The sequence below is a fragment of the Mucilaginibacter phyllosphaerae genome (assembly GCF_004378255.1).
GTDB classification, from domain to species: Bacteria; Bacteroidota; Bacteroidia; order Sphingobacteriales; family Sphingobacteriaceae; genus Mucilaginibacter; species Mucilaginibacter phyllosphaerae.
On the sequence record NZ_SNQG01000002.1, the window covers coordinates 266,703 to 284,441 of the forward strand.

15 protein-coding genes are annotated in these 17,739 nt (G+C 45.7%); 9 read left to right on the forward strand and 6 right to left on the reverse strand.

Annotated features, from left to right (window positions below):
- Positions 1-8 precede the first annotated feature (8 nt).
- The 9 genes from E2R65_RS06005 to E2R65_RS06045 all read left to right on the forward strand — a co-directional run bounded on the left by E2R65_RS06005 (position 9) and on the right by E2R65_RS06045 (position 11,037).
- Positions 9-1,166 (forward strand): hypothetical protein, encoded by a 1,158-nt coding sequence (locus tag E2R65_RS06005; protein ID WP_134335594.1) that lies wholly within the window; start codon positions 9-11, stop codon positions 1,164-1,166.
- 97 nt (positions 1,167-1,263) lie between these two features.
- The gene (locus tag E2R65_RS06010; RefSeq protein WP_229704650.1) at positions 1,264-2,124 is read left to right on the forward strand and encodes an AraC family transcriptional regulator; all 861 of its coding nucleotides are present in this window, start codon (positions 1,264-1,266) and stop codon (positions 2,122-2,124) included.
- Between the two features lie 114 nt (positions 2,125-2,238).
- Positions 2,239-4,086 (forward strand): sodium:solute symporter family protein, encoded by a 1,848-nt coding sequence (locus E2R65_RS06015; RefSeq protein ID WP_134335596.1) that lies wholly within the window; start codon positions 2,239-2,241, stop codon positions 4,084-4,086.
- Positions 4,087-4,095: 9 nt separating this feature from the next.
- On the forward strand, positions 4,096-5,283 hold the full coding sequence (locus tag E2R65_RS06020) for a glycoside hydrolase family 130 protein (protein WP_134335597.1): 1,188 nt from the start codon (positions 4,096-4,098) through the stop codon (positions 5,281-5,283).
- Positions 5,284-5,286: 3 nt separating this feature from the next.
- Entirely contained in the window at positions 5,287-6,507 is a 1,221-nt protein-coding gene (locus tag E2R65_RS06025; protein ID WP_308472297.1) for an AGE family epimerase/isomerase, read from the forward strand.
- Positions 6,508-6,511: 4 nt separating this feature from the next.
- Positions 6,512-8,278, forward strand: coding sequence for an alpha-L-arabinofuranosidase (locus E2R65_RS06030; protein WP_134335598.1), 1,767 nt, complete (start codon positions 6,512-6,514; stop codon positions 8,276-8,278).
- Between the two features lie 8 nt (positions 8,279-8,286).
- Positions 8,287-9,558: a glycoside hydrolase family 27 protein gene (locus tag E2R65_RS06035; RefSeq protein ID WP_134335599.1), complete on the forward strand. Its 1,272-nt coding sequence runs from the start codon at positions 8,287-8,289 to the stop codon at positions 9,556-9,558.
- 12 nt (positions 9,559-9,570) lie between these two features.
- On the forward strand, positions 9,571-10,698 hold the full coding sequence (locus E2R65_RS06040) for a glycoside hydrolase family 26 protein (RefSeq protein WP_134335600.1): 1,128 nt from the start codon (positions 9,571-9,573) through the stop codon (positions 10,696-10,698).
- 69 nt (positions 10,699-10,767) lie between these two features.
- Positions 10,768-11,037, forward strand: a complete 270-nt coding sequence (locus tag E2R65_RS06045) for a hypothetical protein (RefSeq protein ID WP_134335601.1) — start codon at positions 10,768-10,770, stop codon at positions 11,035-11,037.
- On the opposite strand, the gene E2R65_RS06050 is transcribed toward E2R65_RS06045, so the two are convergent.
- The 6 genes from E2R65_RS06050 to E2R65_RS06075 all read right to left on the reverse strand — a co-directional run bounded on the left by E2R65_RS06050 (position 11,038) and on the right by E2R65_RS06075 (position 17,651).
- A complete protein-coding gene (locus E2R65_RS06050; protein WP_229704651.1) occupies positions 11,038-12,186 on the reverse strand; it encodes an MFS transporter in 1,149 nt (382 codons plus the stop codon). It lies immediately after the preceding gene.
- A 108-nt stretch (positions 12,187-12,294) separates the two neighbouring features.
- A complete protein-coding gene (locus E2R65_RS06055) occupies positions 12,295-12,801 on the reverse strand; it encodes a hypothetical protein (RefSeq protein ID WP_158285226.1) in 507 nt (168 codons plus the stop codon).
- A 74-nt stretch (positions 12,802-12,875) separates the two neighbouring features.
- Positions 12,876-13,580: a DsbA family oxidoreductase gene (locus tag E2R65_RS06060; protein ID WP_134335603.1), complete on the reverse strand. Its 705-nt coding sequence runs from the start codon at positions 13,578-13,580 to the stop codon at positions 12,876-12,878.
- A 102-nt stretch (positions 13,581-13,682) separates the two neighbouring features.
- Positions 13,683-13,892, reverse strand: coding sequence for a heavy metal-binding domain-containing protein (locus E2R65_RS06065; protein ID WP_134335604.1), 210 nt, complete (start codon positions 13,890-13,892; stop codon positions 13,683-13,685).
- Positions 13,893-13,897: 5 nt separating this feature from the next.
- On the reverse strand, positions 13,898-15,328 hold the full coding sequence (locus E2R65_RS06070; RefSeq protein ID WP_158285227.1) for a PepSY domain-containing protein: 1,431 nt from the start codon (positions 15,326-15,328) through the stop codon (positions 13,898-13,900).
- A gap of 1 nt (position 15,329) precedes the next feature.
- Positions 15,330-17,651 carry a TonB-dependent receptor gene (locus E2R65_RS06075; protein WP_158285228.1) on the reverse strand — a complete coding sequence of 774 codons (2,322 nt, stop codon included), beginning with the start codon at positions 17,649-17,651 and terminating at the stop codon, positions 15,330-15,332.
- Between the last annotated feature and the right edge of the window lie 88 nt (positions 17,652-17,739).

Below are 17,739 nucleotides of genomic sequence, written 5' to 3' on the forward strand. Positions count from 1 at the left end.
TTACAGTCATGAAAAATTTAAAATCAATATATTTTTACTGCATATTATCGTTAATTACCATATCTATTCTTAGTTCGTGTAAAAAAAATGATAGCGGTAACGGCGCGCCTTCTATAACCAGGATTCGCACTGTTTTTCAAAGCAGCCAAACATCACAAGCTGTTGTGGCTTTTGATTCAACAACCACCCAGGGTAAAATTGGCACCACTTATGCAATAGTGGGTAATAACCTTAGTACAACAAAATCTATCACTATCAACGGTGTTGCTGTATATTTCAATTCGGCGCTGGCTTCAAATACCACGCTTCAGTTTTCATTGCCTAATACTACGCCTTACAGCAACTCTGGTACAAGTAATACACTTACTGTTGTTACTGCCTATGGGCAGGTAAGCACTCCTTTTATAATTGAACAGCCCATACCCGGCATAAGTACTGTTAGCCAGCTTGCAGGTAATGCCGGCGATATTATTACCATAACAGGTACAACTTTTGATGGCCTTACCGGTGTTTCATTTGGTACTACACCTGCTAAAGTGCTTACAAATACACCTACAGTAATAACTGTAGAGGTGCCTGCCGGGTTAAGTGCAGGGCGTATTTCGGTTACCACAGCTGCTACTAAAGGTGGTGGGATAGGTACAGGCCCAATTGTAACATCCGGAAAAAGCCAATTATCTAATAATGTTACATCTGAAAAACAAACCAGTGCCATATTTGGCTTTAACACGGCCATTTATGAAGACTCTTTTAAAAACGGCTGGAGTGATTACGGCTGGGGCGGAGGGCCATCAACTGATACAAAAAATTTAAAAAGAGGAACTTCATCCAGAACTTACAGTTACACCGGTGGTTATGATGGGTATGTAATACAACCCGGTAGCGGCAATAGCGTTAATGAAAATACAGCGATCAAATTTTCAATATTTGGTGGAAAAGGAACGAGCGGAAAGAAGATAAATTTAATACTCAATTACAACTTTAACGTTTCTGTGCAGCTTACGCTAACTGAAGGCAAATGGACAGATTATCAAATTCCGATAGCTAACTGGGCAGATGCAAGCAATCCGGCACCAGCATCCGTTGATGCGCTGGTTTTCCAGGAATTTAGTGGTAACGCGTCTACTTTTAGCATTGATGATATAGGGATAACCAATATAAAGTAAGTTGTTAATACGGTCATCGCTTTTAATACGGCGATGACCGTTTACTTAAAGCGGCACATTATTTAAAGGTTAATTCATTATTATGCCAAATAACGTTATGCGTGAGATAACACCGCTTACACCAAGCGATTGTTTCACTATTTTTTCGCGTGTAAAAAATAAGTTTGATTTCCCGCTTCATTATCATGACGAGTACGAGCTTAACCTGATCATTAACGCCAGCGGCGCCAAAAGGGTTGTGGGCGGTAATATCGAGGTGATTGATGATCTGGAACTGGTGCTGGTGGGGCCCAACCTTTACCATGCCTGGTTTACGCACCAATGTAAAAGCGATGCGATCAACGAGGTTACCATACAGTTTCACAAAGATCTGTTTGATGAAAAATTTTTGCGCCGAAACCAGTTAAGTTTTGTAAAAAGCATGCTGGAGCGGTCGCAGCGCGGCATCGCTTTTTCTCACGAAACCATAGCTGCGTTAAAAGACAGGCTGTTATCATTAGATAAAAAGAATGGTTTTGACGGCGTGCTCGAACTGCTGTCCATTTTGCATGATCTGTCGATATCGCGTAACATGAAAACGCTGTCGGACCCAAGCTTTACTACCGAAAAATTTTATTACAACAGCCGCCGGATAGAAAAGGTATTTGAGTTTATGAATACCAATTACAACAAGCAGGTAAGCCTGGCCGAAGTAGCCCGGATAGCCAACATGCCCGAGGCATCGTTCAGCAGGTTTATTAAAAAACGCACCGGTAAAACTTTTATAGATAGTTTAAACGAAATAAGGCTTGGCCATGCCTCGCGCATGCTGATAGACAGCACCACCACCGTTGCCGAAATTGCCTATAAATGCGGATTTAACAACATCTCCAACTTCAACCGCATTTTTAAACGTAAAAAGTTTTGTATCCCTAAGGAGTTTAGGGAAACCTACACCGGTAACCGCATATTTATATAGTTTTTTTAAAGCCCGTTTGCCGTTATTAATGAATTTAAGGTTAGGATAGTATTACACGCCGGGCAGCCCCGGCAGCTATTTTAGCAGGTACAATTAACCACTATTTCCTATTACATGAGATTATCTCTTATCGATATTTCTATTATCGTGCTATACCTGTTAAGCACCATTTTTATTGGTTTTTGGTACCGTAAAAAAGCAAGGCAGGATAAAGACAGCTACATGCTGGGCGGTAAAAGCCTGCCCTGGTATAAGCTGGGCTTAAGCGATGCATCTGATATGTTTGATATCAGCGGTACCATGTGGATGGTAAGCCTTTGCTTTGTATATGGCATGAAAAGTATCTGGATCCCCTGGCTGTGGCCGGTATTTAACCAGGTGTTTTTAATGATGTACCTGTCGCGCTGGCTGCGCCGTTCAAACGCTACCACAGGGGCCGAATGGCTGGCAACCAGGTTTGGCAAAACCGGCGCAGGTGTAACCAGTTCGCACCTGGTAGTTATTGCCTTTGCCTTGTTAAGCTGCCTGGGTTTTATGGCCTACGGCTTTATAGGCCTGGGTAAGTTCATCGAGATCTTTATCCCCTGGGATCTGATAAAAGGTTATATCCCTTTTGATGTAGCGCCGCAATATGTACCGCATGTTTACGGTATCATATTTACGCTGTTTGCCATGTTCTACTCCATATTAGGGGGCATGCACAGCATCGTAACCGGCGATATGATCAAATACGCCATCATGACGGTTGCCTGCATCTGGATAGGCTTTATAGCGGCAGGCCAGTTAAGCAGCCATCATTTAAACGTGCCGGGCGGCTGGTACAGTCCGTTTTTTGGCAAGCACCTGGGGCTAAACTGGTCGGGCATTATTACCGAGGTTAACCAGAAGATAGAAAGCGACGGCTACTCGCTGTTTGCCTACTTTTTTATGATGATGACCTTTAAAGGTTTTTTTGCTGCCCTGGCAGGCCCTGCGCCAAACTACGATATGCAAAAGATCTTATCTACCCGCTCGCCCGAGGAGGCCAGCAAAATGAATGGTTTTGTAAGCGTTATCCTGTTGCCTATCCGTTATACATTGATCATCAGCTTAACCACATTAGGGTTGATCTATTACCGCCAGATGAACCTGGCCGATGGCAGCGGCGCTATCGATTTTGAACGCATCCTGCCGGCAGTGATCAATAGCTTTTTACCCGTTGGGCTGGTAGGTTTACTGCTTGCCGGTTTGTTAGGCGCCTTTATGAGCACCTTTAGCGGTACCATGAATGCCGCCCAGGCTTATATTGTAAACGATATTTATATTAAATATGTAAACCCGGCTGCATCCACCAAAAAAATCATCGGTATGAATTACCTGGTGGGGATAGTGGTGGTAGCCGTAGGGGTAATACTCGGCTTTTTTGTAAAAGATATTAACAGCGTGCTGCAATGGATCGTATCTGCCCTGTATGGTGGTTATATAGCAGCTAATGTGCTTAAATGGCATTGGTGGCGCTTTAATGCCAGCGGCTTTTTCTGGGGGATGCTTGCCGGTATTATGGCAGCAATGGCGCTTTCGTTACTGGTAACGTTTAAGGTTATCCCCGAAGGGCAGCTTTTATACTGGTTCCCGGCGTTGTTTCTGGTGTCGCTGGCCGGGTCGGTCATCGGCTCGTATGCCACGCCGCCAACAGATGCCGCCGTGCTGCAATCCTTTTACACCAATGTAAGGCCCTGGGGGTTTTGGGAGCCGGTTAAGCAAATTGCGCTGGCTAACGATCCATCTTTTCAGCCCAATAAAAATTTTAAGCTAAATATGTTTAATGTGGTTGTAGGCACTATTGCACAATGCTGCCTAACCATATTGCCCATGTACCTGGTGCTTTGGCAAAAAACGCCATTGTTAATTACCATAGCCATTTTGGCGGTAATGATGCTGATACTGAAAAGAACCTGGTGGAACAAACTAAAAGAATATTAAGATAGATAAATGACACAGCAATTTAAAGACAGACTGGCCGCATTAGAGCAGGCATATACGCAGCTTATTCATATAAACAACGAGGTAGACGGGTTGGGCAACGGTATTTTTGACCGTTACAAGCACCCGGTGATTACCGCGCAGCATGCGCCCATAACCTGGAAATACGACCTTGACCCTGCCACAAACCCCTACCTGATGGAGCGTTACAGTATCAACGCTGCCTTTAATGCAGGCGCCATAAAATTCAACAACAAATATGTAATGGTAGTAAGGGTAGAGGGTGCCGACCGTAAATCATTCTTCGCCGTGGCCGAAAGCCCTAACGGGATAGATCATTTTGAGTTTTGGGAACAACCCGTTACCATGCCCGAAACCGATGAGCCGGATACCAACCTGTACGATATGCGTTTAACCGCACATCAGGACGGCTGGATCTACGGACTGTTTTGCACCGAAAGGCGCGACCCCGAAGCGCCCGCGCATGACCAAAGCATGGCTATTGCAGCCTGTGGTATTGCCCGCACTAAGGATTTGCTTACCTGGGAGCGCCTGGCCGACCTGAAAACCAATTCGCCGCAGCAGCGCAACGTGGTTTTACACCCCGAATTTGTAAATGGTAAATACGCCCTTTACACCCGCCCGCAGGATGGTTTCATCAGCGCCGGTAAAGGCGGCGGCATTGGTTTCGGGCTTACTGACAGTATGGATAATGCGGTGGTTGATCAGGAAACCATTATTGATAATAAACAATACCATACCGTTTACGAGGCCAAGAACGGGCAGGGCCCGGCACCCGTTAAAACAGAAAAAGGCTGGTTGCATTTGGCGCATGGCGTGCGCAATACGGCTGCCGGCCTGCGCTACACCCTGTATATGTTTATGACGGATCTGAACGACCTTACAAAGGTAACCCATAAACCCGGTGGTTACTTTTTAGCGCCCGAGGGTGCCGAGCGTATTGGCGATGTATCAAACGTAGCCTTTTGCAACGGCTGGATAAAGGACGAGGACGGCAAGGTGTTTATTTACTATGCCTCTTCAGACACCCGCATGCATGTGGCTACAACCACTATTGATAAACTGGTGGATTATGTGATGAACACCCCGGCAGACGGCCTGCGGTCGGCTGCATCTGTAAATGTTATCAACAGCATCGTTAATAAAAATAAAAGCCTTTTGGCCATACAATCATAAGCAATGGAAACAATGGCCGGGCATACGATAAAAGATCAGCTGGAAACCTACCGCCAGCAACTGACCAGCGAACTGGCCAATATCCTGAATTATTGGATGGCCAATACGGTGGACGAGCAGCATGGTGGTTTTTACGGTAAAATAGATAACGATAATAACGTTATCCCGGCATCGCCCAAAGGTTCTGTTTTAAACGCCCGGATACTGTGGAGCTTCTCTGCCGCCTACAATCAAAACCCCGATGAGCGTTATCTGCAAATAGCAGCACGTGCTTACGCTTATATCATTAAATATTTTATGGATGCGGAGTATGGCGGCGTGTACTGGTCGGTTGATGATTTTGGGAACCCCTTAGATACCAAAAAGCAGGTTTACGCATCGGCATTTACCATTTATGCTTTAAGCGAATATTACAAGGCATCCGGCGTAGCCGAAGCAAAAAATAATGCGGTGGGCTTATATAAACTTTTGGTTGATAAAAGCTTTGACCGGGAGAAGACCGGTTACCTGGAAGCCTTTACCAAAGAATGGCAACCCATTGCCGACCTGCGCCTGAGTGCGAAGGATGCCAACGAGAAGAAAACGATGAATACCCACCTGCATGTGCTGGAAGCCTATACAACGCTTTACAGCATCTGGCCGGAGCAGGGATTATACAAACAGATACAAACGCTGATCCATAATTTTCTGGATCATATCATCGATAATAAAACCAGCCATTTGGTGCTGTTTTTTGATGAGGACTGGAATAAAAGATCGCAAACGGTATCCTACGGGCACGATGTAGAGGCAACCTGGCTGTTGCTGGAAGCCGCGGAGGCCATTGGTGATGATGAATTAATTGAAAAGGTGAAAAAGGTGTGTACCGCTATAACTGATGCCGTAAAAGAAGGCTTAGATGCAGATGGGGGCCTTTGGTACGAACTAGAACCTGCTGAAAAGCACCTGATAAAAGAAAAACACTGGTGGGTACAGGCCGAAGCAATGGTAGGCTTTTACAACACCTGGCAATTAACTAATAAGGAGGAATACCTGGCTCTGTCGCTTCAAAACTGGGCCTTTGTTAAGCAGCATATATTAGATAAACAAAACGGCGAATGGTTTTGGGGTATTGATGCCAATGGCGATGTAATGCAAACTGAAGATAAGGCCGGCATTTGGAAATGCCCATACCATAACAGCAGGGCCTGTATCGAAATAATTAAAAGGATAACCAAACAATAAACCTATGAAAAAACATTTTTTAAAAACAGGTATGGCAACGGTGCTTGCCCTTGCCTTGCTGCAATCTTGTAAAAAAGATGGCGCGCCAAAAGGCGACGGCGGCACCGGCGGCGGTACGGGTGATGGCGGCACAACGGTAATTACCCCGCCCAATAACCCCGATCTGGCAGCTACGCAGGGCTTCTTTTTAGATGGCTGGCAGGCAAAAACCTTTACGGCGCCGTCGGCAGCAACAGTGGCTAAACCCGCAGCAGGCAATATATCTGCCACGGTAGATGTAAGCCAGGTAATAAGCAAGGTATCAAAAAACCTGTATGGCAACAATACCAACCCGTTTATGAGCCAGTATGTAGATCAGCCGGTGCTGATGCAGCAGATCACAGATCTGGCGCCTAATATCCTGCGTTTCCCGGGGGGGAGCTTATCTGATGTTTATTTTTGGAAAGGCAGCAATAAAGCCCCCGATGATGCACCTGCAAAATTGCTTAACAGCGGCGGCGTTGCCGGCGATGCCAACTACTGGTATGGTAATAATACCGCCAACTGGACATTCACCTTAGATAATTATTATAAAGTTTTACAGCAAACCAACAGCACCGGGTTAATTACGGTTAACTATGGTTATGCACGCTATGGCACGGGCAGCAAACCTGCCGAAACGGCTGCACATTTGGCAGCCGACTGGGTGCGGTACGATAACGGCCGCACCAAATATTGGGAAATTGGTAACGAAAACTATGGCAATTGGGAAGCCGGTTACCGGATAGACCCGGCGGCTAACCAGGATAGGCAGCCTGCAACATTAACCGGCAGCCTGTACGGCGCACATTTTAAAATATTTGCCGATTCGATGCGGAAAGCCGCCACCGAGGTAGGGAATACCGGTATAAAAATAGGCATGGTTACTACCGAAGATGAGGAGAAGAACAACGCATCGGTAATTATCCAGAACTGGAATGCCAATGCCATGAAAGAAAGCGGCAGCTCGCCCGATTTTTATGTGGTGCATAATTATTACACCCCTTTTCAGCAAAATTCATCGCCCGAGGTGATCTTGGCAACACCGGCAAAGGTTACGGCCAATATGATGGCATGGGTAAAAACGTCTATCCAGAATGCAGGGGTGCCGCAAAAACCGGTAGCGCTTGATGAATGGAATATATTTGCTACAGGCTCCAAGCAAATGGTATCAAACATTGCCGGGGTGCATGCCGTAATGGTGCTGGGCGAATTATTAAAAAACCAGTACAGCATGGCCGCCCGCTGGGACCTGGCAAACGGCTGGGATAATGGGGACGACCACGGGATGTTTAACAACAGTATGAACACCAGCAACCCCGAACCCGGCGCACCCGCCTGGAATGCAAGGCCTGCGTTTTACTACATGTATTTTTTTCAGAAATATTTTGGCGACAGGATGGTTAACTCAACCGTAACGGGCAGTACAGATATTATCAGCTATGGCTCGTCCTATCAATCTGGCCAGGCCGGGGTTGTATTGGTAAACAAAGGCAGTACTGATAAGGTAGTTACGGTTAATATTAAAAACTTTGCGGCAGGCAGCAAGTATTATTACTATGAATTAAAGGGCGGTACAGATAATGCAACTTTTTCGCGTAAAGTATATGTGAATGGTACCGGCCCGGCAGGCGTATCCGGCGGGCCTTCAAACTTTAAAACTATAGCGGCCAACAGCGCGGCTATAGCCGGCGGTATTATTGTTAATGTACCCGCCTACGGAAGCCTGTTTTTAGTGGCAGAAGGAAAATAATTAAGCATATGAAAGCACGATTTATTATAAATAGTTGTTTAGCTGTTACAACACTGGTATGGTTTGGCAGCAAGGCATCGGCACAAACGCCGGATGGCGCCGCGCCGGTTACTGTAGAAAAAGTAAAGCTGGTAACAGGTAACCTGGCGCCAACCCCGCCTATGGGGTGGAATACCTGGAACACCTTCCAGACACGGATTGATGAACCCCTGTTAAAGGGGATGGTTGATGCGTATGTATCATCGGGCATGCGCGATGCGGGCTACCGTTATTTTGTTTTGGATGATGGCTGGATGACCATGGAGCGCGACAGCAACGGTAATTTAGTGGCCGACCCGAAAAAATTCCCTAACGGGATGAAAGCCTTTGCCGACTATGTGCACAGCAAAGGCTTAAAATTCGGGATCTATAACTGCGCAGGTAATAAAACCTGTGCAGGCTATCCCGGTACACGCGGGCACGAATACCAGGATGCCAGATTATACGCATCATGGGGTGTTGATTTTTTGAAGTATGATTGGTGCAATACCGATAGCTTGAACGCAAGGGAGGCATATATTACCATGAGCTCGGCTTTAAAGGAAACCGGCCGGCCCATATTGTTCAGCCTTTGCGAATGGGGTAACCACCAGCCCTGGCTTTGGGCCAAAGGCGTAGGCGAACAATACCGCACTACCGGCGATATTACGGCTAATTTTACTGCTGATAAGCACATGGGCACCTGGAGCGCGCTAAGTGTGCTTACTATTTTAGATAAGCAGCCCGCCATCCGCAAGTATAACGGCCCAAACCACTGGAACGACCCGGATATGCTGGAGGTTGGCAACGGTATGAGCTACGCCGAAGATAAGGCCCATTTTTCGCTTTGGTGCATGCTGGCAGCCCCGCTTGCCGCCGGGAACGATCTGCGTAAGATGTCTGCTCAAACCCAAGCTATCCTAACCAATAAAGAAGTTATCGATATAGATCAGGACGAGCTGGGCATTGCAGCTTATCCCGTAAAATTAGCCGATAGCGTGCAGCTGTGGGTTAAGCCGCTTAAAAACAATCAGCTTGCTTTATGCTTTTTAAACAGGTCGTCATCAGTGCAAAAAATAAATATTAAATGGAGCGACCTGGATATAACCAATGCAGAGGCGGGTAGCAGCATCAAGTTCGCCGAAAATAAATATGCCCTGCGCGATCTTTGGCTTAAAAAGAACGTAGGTACCACAAAGGCTGCGTTTAAACAGGATCTTCCGTCGCACGATGTGGTGATGCTGAAACTTACTAAATTATAACAGGCTATATATATGAAAAATATTTTTCGGTACGCTGTTACTGCAATTCTGTTAACTTGCGGTATCCCGGTTATGGCACAATTGTATAATCCTTGCGACAGGCAGGCCACTTATGAAACCAAACAGCTGTTTTACAGTATGCAGCGTTTGGTTGGGGCAGGCGCTATTTTTGGCCACCATGATGATACCGCCTACGGGGTGGGCTGGTGTTACGAGCCCAACCGGTCGGACGTGAAAAGCGTTACCGGTTCCTACCCGGCTATGTATGGTTGGGACCTGGCCAAGATAGAGCACGACAGCGCTAATGATATCAACGGCATCCCGTTCAAACTGCAAAAAAAGCTGGTGCGCGAGGCTTACGATCGTGGTGGTATCAATACTTTTTGCTGGCATATGGATAACCCAACAAACGGTAAAACCGCCTGGGATACTACCAACCGCAGTGTTAAAGAGTTATTACCGGGCGGCGCCTATCATGAGGTGTATGTAAAATGGCTGGAAAAAGGGGCCGATTATATGGCCGGCCTGAAAGGTGAAAATGGCGAGCAGATCCCGATACTCTTCCGCCCGTTTCATGAGCTTACCGGTAACTGGTTTTGGTGGTGCGCCAATACCAGCACCCCCGAAGAGTTTATACAGCTTTGGCGTTTTACGGTTGATTATATGCGCAACACTAAAAAGCTGCACAACCTGCTGATTGTATTTTCGGTGGCTGATTTTAACAGCGAGGCCGATTTTATGCTGCGCTACCCCGGTGATGCTTATGCCGATTTTATAGGCTTTGATAATTACTGCTATAAAAGCGTGCCCGATTACCAGGCCAAGCTGGATATGCGCCTGGGTATTTTAGATGTGGTTGCTGCCAAAACCCATAAGCTTGCCTGCCTGCCCGAAACCGGGTACGAGCAGATCCCGCAGGCCGACTGGTGGACCAAAGTTTTGCTGCCAACGCTTGCCAGGCATAAAACATCCTACGTAATGGCCTGGCGCAACGGCCGGCCCGACCATTATTATGTACCCTACCCCGGCCAGGTAAGCGAGGGTGATTTCAGGTCGTTTTTTGGTGATCCGAGGACGATTTTTGGTAACAGATTGGCGCCCTTAGCCGTGTATGGCCGGTACATGTCATCACAAAAATAAGCAGCTATACCCCGCTGAAATAAAACTTAATACCGGGCCGCCTGTTCTACCTATCCAAACAAATATATTATGAATGCTTATCAGCAAAAGTGGTTGGATGTATTACAGGGGGCCGGCCTTAAGGATTGGAAGATAGAAGCACATGGCGATGATATCCATATAGATATGCCCCATGTAACCGATTTGAAATTGATAAGGGATAACCTGCCCGCCACCCTGGGGGCTATCTCTTTGGATATCAGCCTGCCCCACGAACGGTTGAAGTTCATCTTTCATAACGGCTACGAAAATTTTGAGTATGTGCTTAACCCAAACGCCGCCGATCTGAACAAGGAATAACTAAATTTTTGCCTTGGTAGAAAACACTGTTACGCAGATGCCCATTGCGGCTATCAGCATAAAAGAGGCCTTTAACGAAGCTATACCTGCTATAAAGCCAATAACCGGGGGGCCTACTAAAAAGCCCATAAACGCAATGGTAGATACCGCTGCTATAGCCACACCGGGCGACATGGTGGTAGATTTGCCTGCTGCACTGTAAACCAGCGGCACTACCGATGATACCCCAAAACCTACCAGTAAAAAGCCAAAAATTGCTGTATATAAGTAGGGGAATGCAACCGCAATAATTAACCCTGTTGCAGTAAGCATACCGCTTATTTGTAAGGTGCGTTTTAAGCCAAAGCGGTGCGAAAACTTATCTGCTATAAAGCGGCCGGTAGCCATGGTGAACATAAATGCAGTATAGCCGGCGCCCATTAGGGCATTTTGCGCCAGTATAATCTTTTTAAAGTAAATAACGCTCCAGTCAAACATGGCGCCTTCGCATATCATCGAGCAGAAGGCAATAAGGCCAAGCTTGATGAGGGAGTTATCGGGCATTACAAAAACGGGGCCTGTGCTGGCCGGCTTATCGTTTTTTAAGTAGCGCGTGGTAAATATAACCGTTACAATAACAATAGCCATGATGAGGCTGAAATGCTTAAACGGGATAACGTGGTTGCCTATCATAAACGTACCAATAGCCGCACCGGTAAAACCGGCCAGGCTCCATAACCCATGGAATGAAGCAAGGATTGGGCGCTGATAAAGCTCTTCGGCGGCAATGGCCTGGGTATTTACAGATATGTTTACCGCGTTGCTGGAAAACCCGAACACCAGTAAACAGGCAATTAATTGAATGGTATTTTGTGCGATACCAAGCGAGAGCAGGGATACCGCATATACTGTAAGGGCGGCAATGAGCAGGTTGCGGCTGCCAATGCGGGTAATTATCCAACCCGAAAAAGGAAGCGAGCACATTAAGCCAACCGGTAAGGCAAATAGCACACCACCAAGCGCAGCATCGCTTAAGTTAAGGTTTTGCTGAATGGTGGCAATGCGCGATGCCCAGCTGGCAAAGCACAAGCCGGTCATAAAAAACATTACACCAACTGCTATGCGCAGCGTGGTTCGTGGAAAATTGTAGGTTGGGGTAATTGCTTTCAAAGTAATGTCAAATCTTAGTGTATTTATTACACTAAGATGCAAAAGTACTATCTAAATATTAATTATTAAAATTAATACTAATAAACAATATATCAATAAACAGTTTGTTTACATGTTAATACTGAATGATCCCGAAATTTCTTTTTCGGTAAAATCGGTTAAATCTTTTACTTTACCTGTAAAAGTTCCTTTTACGGTTCCTTTTAAGCCGGTATTATCAGTTGTTTTAATCTCTGTAAAGGTAACTTTGCCTTCACCCAAAAGGTTTTTACCTATTGTAATGATATCGGCATTGAAGGTGCCTGTAGCCGAAGTTGCGGCAATTAGTGAAAAGGACGTGGCAGGGTCTAAACCACCGCCTATCTGTACACTGCCGTTTGGCGGGATTATCGATGCGGAAATTACCTGAAAAAAGCCGATAGTAAATTTTGTTGTTTTACCATCTAAAGTATAGCTGATACTGGTGCCGGAGCTTCCGCTGGTACTGCCCGGGGTAAGCGGTGTCCCGTCCGGGTTAAGCGGCGGATCGATCTTACAGCCTGTTACCGCAATGGCAAGAAATATGATCACAACAAGTTTTGAGTAGCATTTATTCATAAGGCCTACGGTATTCATCGGGGTATAAAATTTACGTTTTATACGGCCTAAACCTGTATTAGGTTGGCTAATATTTAAAAGTTGCCTTTAAATTAGCAATTGCTATCGGGTGTGCAGGCCGGGCCTTCAATAACGTTTAGTTGGGGGGTGCTTTTTTCTTCCTTCCATTCGCTGTAAGCGGTTTGCAGCGTTTGAGTAAATACCGGTACGGCCTGCGCCCCGGATACCCCATATTTACCGTTCACCACAAAAAATGGTACGCCTTGTATCCCTAAATATTGTGCTTCTGCAATATCATGTTTTACATCGTCTGCATAAGCATCAGTATCCAATACCTGCCTGGTCTCTTCTGCATTTAGGCCAATGGCTTCGCCCAGTTCAACCAGGGTGTGGGTATCATCTACATTTTTACTATCGGTAAAGTAAGCTTTAAACAGGGCTTCTTCTGCTGCATCGCCCAGGTTATGCTTTTTAGCCAGATGAGTAAAACGGTGGGCTTTAAAACTATTGGCTACAACAGCGTTATCCATATGGTAGGTTAGCCCCACCTCGGCCGCCATTTCGGTAACGTGATTGTTCATTTGCCGGGCATAATCCAGCGTCCAGCCTTTGGCATCGGCCAGGTATTGATTGATGTTGGCAGACGGGTCGGTAACCATGCCTGGGTTAAGCTGAAAGCTCTTCCATTCTATTTCCACTACATCCTTATGGGCAAATTGCTGCAGGGCATCCTCAAAACGGCGTTTGCCAATGTAGCAAAACGGGCACATTACATCGCTCCAGATCTCGATCTTCATTGCTTTTAATTTTTACAAACTTACAGCTATTGCTTGCCAATAGCTGTAAGTAAAGAGTCAATTTATTGCTTAAGTAATTGGCCGGATCAAAAACGCGGACGTTTATTTTTTTACCTCGTCCCGCTCCACCAGGTCCATACCGCATTTGCTGCACGTGCCGGGCTTATCTGATGTAACCTCCGGGTGCATGGTGCAATAGTATTTACCTTTTGGTTTAGCGGCTTCTTTGGTTTCTGTTTTAGGGGCGGTATTACAAGCAGCGGCCCCTGACAGCAGGCCCGCGAATGATAATATGATCAATGCTTTTTTCATGTTGATTATTTGTTTTTAATAAAAGCGATAAAGCCGAACACTGATACCACAAACACACCCAGCGCGGCAAGCATGCTTACCACGTCGCGGATGTTTTTGCCGGCCCAGCTCATGCCGAAATATTTATGTAAAAATATAAAAGAAAGCCCTTCGGCGCGATCTATGCCGGCAACTTTTGTGGCCAGCTGCGATGTGGTGGTTTCTATATACCAGTTTTCGCCATTAGGGTAGGCTATCTTTTGTACAGGCAGGCGCTTATTAATAAAGCCATATTCGTTATCAAACTGGCGGATCTGGCTAACCTCGGTTTTACCATAAACTTGTTCGGGCGAATTAGTTGTATAATAAAAACTACTTAAATAAGCAGCATAAAGTTTATCACCATTTGCAAGCTGCCGGCCGCTTACGGTGTTGAAATAACTTACATCCTTATTAAAATTGCTTACCTGGTAATATGTGCTATCGGCATAATTTACTAATCCAATACTTTTTAAGCTATCCACAGGTAATTGCAAGTTAGAATGGGATAGGTTGGTACGTTCGATAAGCTGACTGTACTGTTTTTCGATGGGTTTGTTACAGAGCTTAATTATAAGGTGGAATGCCCCGCTGATAATAAACGTTAGCATCACAAAAGACACAATGAGCCCCAGTTGCCTGTGGAAGCGGTGCACAAAGCGGGTATCCGTTTTTTTTGTTGCCTTACGGTTATTGCTAATGGTTTTAAACTTTTTCCAGAAAAAACCATAAACAGTCAAACCACTTCCCAGCGATAAGGACATAATGCCTACAATAATCAGCAACACTACCAGACGGAATTGCTCGCCGCCTATGGCTTCCAGAAAATCCCAGGTGTGTAGTTGCTCAAAAACAGTAAGCATGGCCTTGCGGATATTGTTGTTAAATGTACCCATGCGGCTTTGTGCCGTTTCTACATACACATCCATACCATCTGCCCGGTCAAAAGCTATCTTCCAAACGGGCAACAGGTGGTTAATGGGCTGGTAGTGCGCATCAAAAGTTTTTTGCAAGGTGATGCTTTTTATTTTAGATGTACTATCCTGCGTAAAGTACCGCGCCAGGTAGGTGGCATACAGTTTATCGCCATCTTTTAATACTTCGCCTGTATTTGCCGAATAGTAATTGCGGGTGCTATCTTTATCCAGTACCTGGTAGTAGGGCTTATTATTAAAGCCTATCAATCCAAAATTAATAAATGCTGTTATGGCATTTTTATCCAGCACCTGCTGAATAGATAGCGTTGGTTTTAAAAATAGCTGCCCGGGCTTATATGTTTCCCTTGCAATAGTTGGCCTGAACCAATTGGACATGAACGGGTGCGAAAGGCCGCTCAAAGTCCACATCATCACAGGGATAAGGGCTGTTAAGCCCAATATCCTATGCCATTTATAAAAGTTTTGTTTTGCTGTTGCCATATTAGTGTTTTGCAAATGAATAGCTAATGCCCAAGGTGTAAACGCGCGGTGGTGCGGCGTTGTAAGTATCGCCATACTGGTTGCTGGTTACAGTTGTAGCATAAAGCTTATTGGTAACGTTAATAACGTTGAACCAGATACCCGCCCCTTTAAGCGGCCCGCTTTTTACATCAAAGCCTGTGCGCACATTAAAAATATCGTAACCCGAATAGGTTTTGGTATTAGCCGGATTGGTAAAATATTTATTAATATGCTGCCACTCGCCCGCTATCCTGAAACCATCTATATAAGCCGGTTTGTAAGTGATCTCGGAGTTGGCTATCCAGCTTGGGGCGTTGTTCATGCGGTTGCCGTTGTAAACCGTAACCGTATTGGTACCGGTGCTGTAGTTGGTGCTTACTTCGTTATAATCTACATAAGTATGTTTAGCATTAGTACCGCTAAACCTAAAGCTTAATTCCTTAACCGGCGCATAGGCTACCGAATACTCTACACCACGGTGGCGGGTTGCACCGGCGTTTTGGTTTTGGGTAGTGTTATCAGGCAATAGCTGGCTGATGATCTCGTTACGGCCTTCCAGATCATACAGGGTTACTTCTACATACATTTTTTTGTTGAATGCTGTGAACCAGCCGCCAGCTTCGTAGTTATTAAAGGTAGCCTGTTTTAACGGGGTTAACTGGCGGGCACTATACAGGTCGCCGGTTTCCGGTGGTTGGAAACCTACGCTGTAGTTGGCGTATAAACCTTTGTTGTTGCCAAAGTTATAGGTAAGCCCCAGTTTAGGCGCCACGATGTTAAAATCGTTAGTTTCCTGCTGTTTGTATTTGCTGCCTGCGGTTATGCCATTATTAAAGTTATAATGGATCCGATCGTAACGTAAGCCCATCACAATGCGTAAGGGCTCGGCAGGTTTTAATTCGTACTGGGCATAGGCCGCGGTATTAAACAGCTTAATACGATAGTTATCAATGTAGTTACCTGTAGCTGTATAGCCGGTGTAATAGTTGTTAGCTACATCCTTTTGTATATTCAAAAACTTGGCGTAATAACTGCTGGGGCTGTTATCTACATAAGCGCCTACAATTAACCGCGAGTGCAGAAAATCTATATCCTGCCTGTGTTGTGCCAGTAAACCCAGGCTATGAAAACTCTGGTCGTTCTCCTGCCCGTTAGAGCTTAGGTAATTACCCGCGTTATCCCTCACATCAGAGATAAAGTAACTGGGTAATTGCGCGGTAGAGTTATTACGGTAAAACAAAGTCAGGAAGGTGCTGCTTTTGTTGCCCCAGGCGTGCTCCAGTTTGGTGTTGGCCCTAAAGGCTTTCACTTTACGGTAAGTAAAACGCTGGTTGGCCCCGTAAGTGCGACTGTAAAATTTAGCGCTATCCAAACTGCCCGGAGTTTGGGTGTTTAAATAATTATAGGCTACTGATGTGGTTAAACGGGTGGATGCATCAAAATCATAAGTGGTTTTAAAATTGCCCGAGTATTTGTCAAAGTCGGTATAGTCCTGCCATCCGTCGCGCTGTTTGGCTATGTAGCCGCCAACATAAAGGCCAAACTTACCTGCTGTAAAGCCACCATCGGCATCAACCCTGCGGTAATGGTAGTTATCGCCCTGTACAGATACATTGCCTGCATAGCCGGCGGGCGGGCCCTGTGTAATAAAGTTAATGGCGCCGCCAATAGCGTTACTGCCATAAAGGGATGATGCAGGGCCTTTAATTACCTCAATATCGCGCACACCGCTCATGTTGATCTCGTAAAGTGAGTTATGGTTAAAGATGCCGGTAGGGCGTATAGGCAGGCCATCTTCCATATATAGATATAACGCATTGTAAGTTATGGGCTGGCGAATGGCCATGGTATGCTGTTCGTTCCCCAAATCTACCATGTAAACACCGGTTACCTTGTTTAGTAATTGGTAAAGTGCCGTTGCTTTGGTATCGTGTATCTGTGTAGCATTTATTTTACTGATAGCGATGGGCGCATCCTGCCTGGCCTGGCGCTCGCGGCTGGCAGTTACTACCACCTGCTGCAGATCAATGGTAGAGGGTTCCAGGTTTATTTCGATGGATGCTTTGCCGGTTACGGTATAAAGCTTATCGTTAAACCCTATCATGGCAAAGCGCAGCGTTTTAAGAGTATCGCTGGCTAATGTGAATTTACCCTTGGCATTAGTAGTAGTAAGCAGTTTGCCTGTGTTGGGGTTGCTTATCATTACGCCGGGGATAGCCTCGTGCGTGCGTGCATCAGTAACAGTGCCTTGCAGATTACCCTGGCCAAGACAAAGGGCAGGGGTAAGGCAAAGTAATATCATGTAATATAATAGTGAATGTAATTTCATAAAAACGTGTAAGGGTACCTGCAGTAAAAATTGCGGGTATAAATAAATTACAGCTTATGCC

Bases quoted from the DNA above. Each gene is read 5' to 3' on its own strand.
- E2R65_RS06055 (WP_158285226.1), bottom strand. From the start codon at position 12,801: ATGAATACCGTAGGCCTTATGAATAAATGCTACTCAAAACTTGTTGTG.
- E2R65_RS06040 (WP_134335600.1), top strand. From the start codon at position 9,571: ATGAAAAATATTTTTCGGTACGCTGTTACTGCAATTCTGTTAACTTGC.
- E2R65_RS06010 (WP_229704650.1), top strand. From the start codon at position 1,264: ATGCGTGAGATAACACCGCTTACACCAAGCGATTGTTTCACTATTTTT.
- E2R65_RS06020 (WP_134335597.1), top strand. From the start codon at position 4,096: ATGACACAGCAATTTAAAGACAGACTGGCCGCATTAGAGCAGGCATAT.
- E2R65_RS06065 (WP_134335604.1), bottom strand. From the start codon at position 13,892: ATGAAAAAAGCATTGATCATATTATCATTCGCGGGCCTGCTGTCAGGG.
- E2R65_RS06045 (WP_134335601.1), top strand. From the start codon at position 10,768: ATGAATGCTTATCAGCAAAAGTGGTTGGATGTATTACAGGGGGCCGGC.
- E2R65_RS06060 (WP_134335603.1), bottom strand. From the start codon at position 13,580: ATGAAGATCGAGATCTGGAGCGATGTAATGTGCCCGTTTTGCTACATT.
- E2R65_RS06015 (WP_134335596.1), top strand. From the start codon at position 2,239: ATGAGATTATCTCTTATCGATATTTCTATTATCGTGCTATACCTGTTA.
- E2R65_RS06075 (WP_158285228.1), bottom strand. From the start codon at position 17,651: ATGATATTACTTTGCCTTACCCCTGCCCTTTGTCTTGGCCAGGGTAAT.
- E2R65_RS06025 (WP_308472297.1), top strand. From the start codon at position 5,287: ATGGAAACAATGGCCGGGCATACGATAAAAGATCAGCTGGAAACCTAC.
- E2R65_RS06070 (WP_158285227.1), bottom strand. From the start codon at position 15,328: ATGGCAACAGCAAAACAAAACTTTTATAAATGGCATAGGATATTGGGC.
- E2R65_RS06005 (WP_134335594.1), top strand. From the start codon at position 9: ATGAAAAATTTAAAATCAATATATTTTTACTGCATATTATCGTTAATT.
- E2R65_RS06035 (WP_134335599.1), top strand. From the start codon at position 8,287: ATGAAAGCACGATTTATTATAAATAGTTGTTTAGCTGTTACAACACTG.
- E2R65_RS06030 (WP_134335598.1), top strand. From the start codon at position 6,512: ATGAAAAAACATTTTTTAAAAACAGGTATGGCAACGGTGCTTGCCCTT.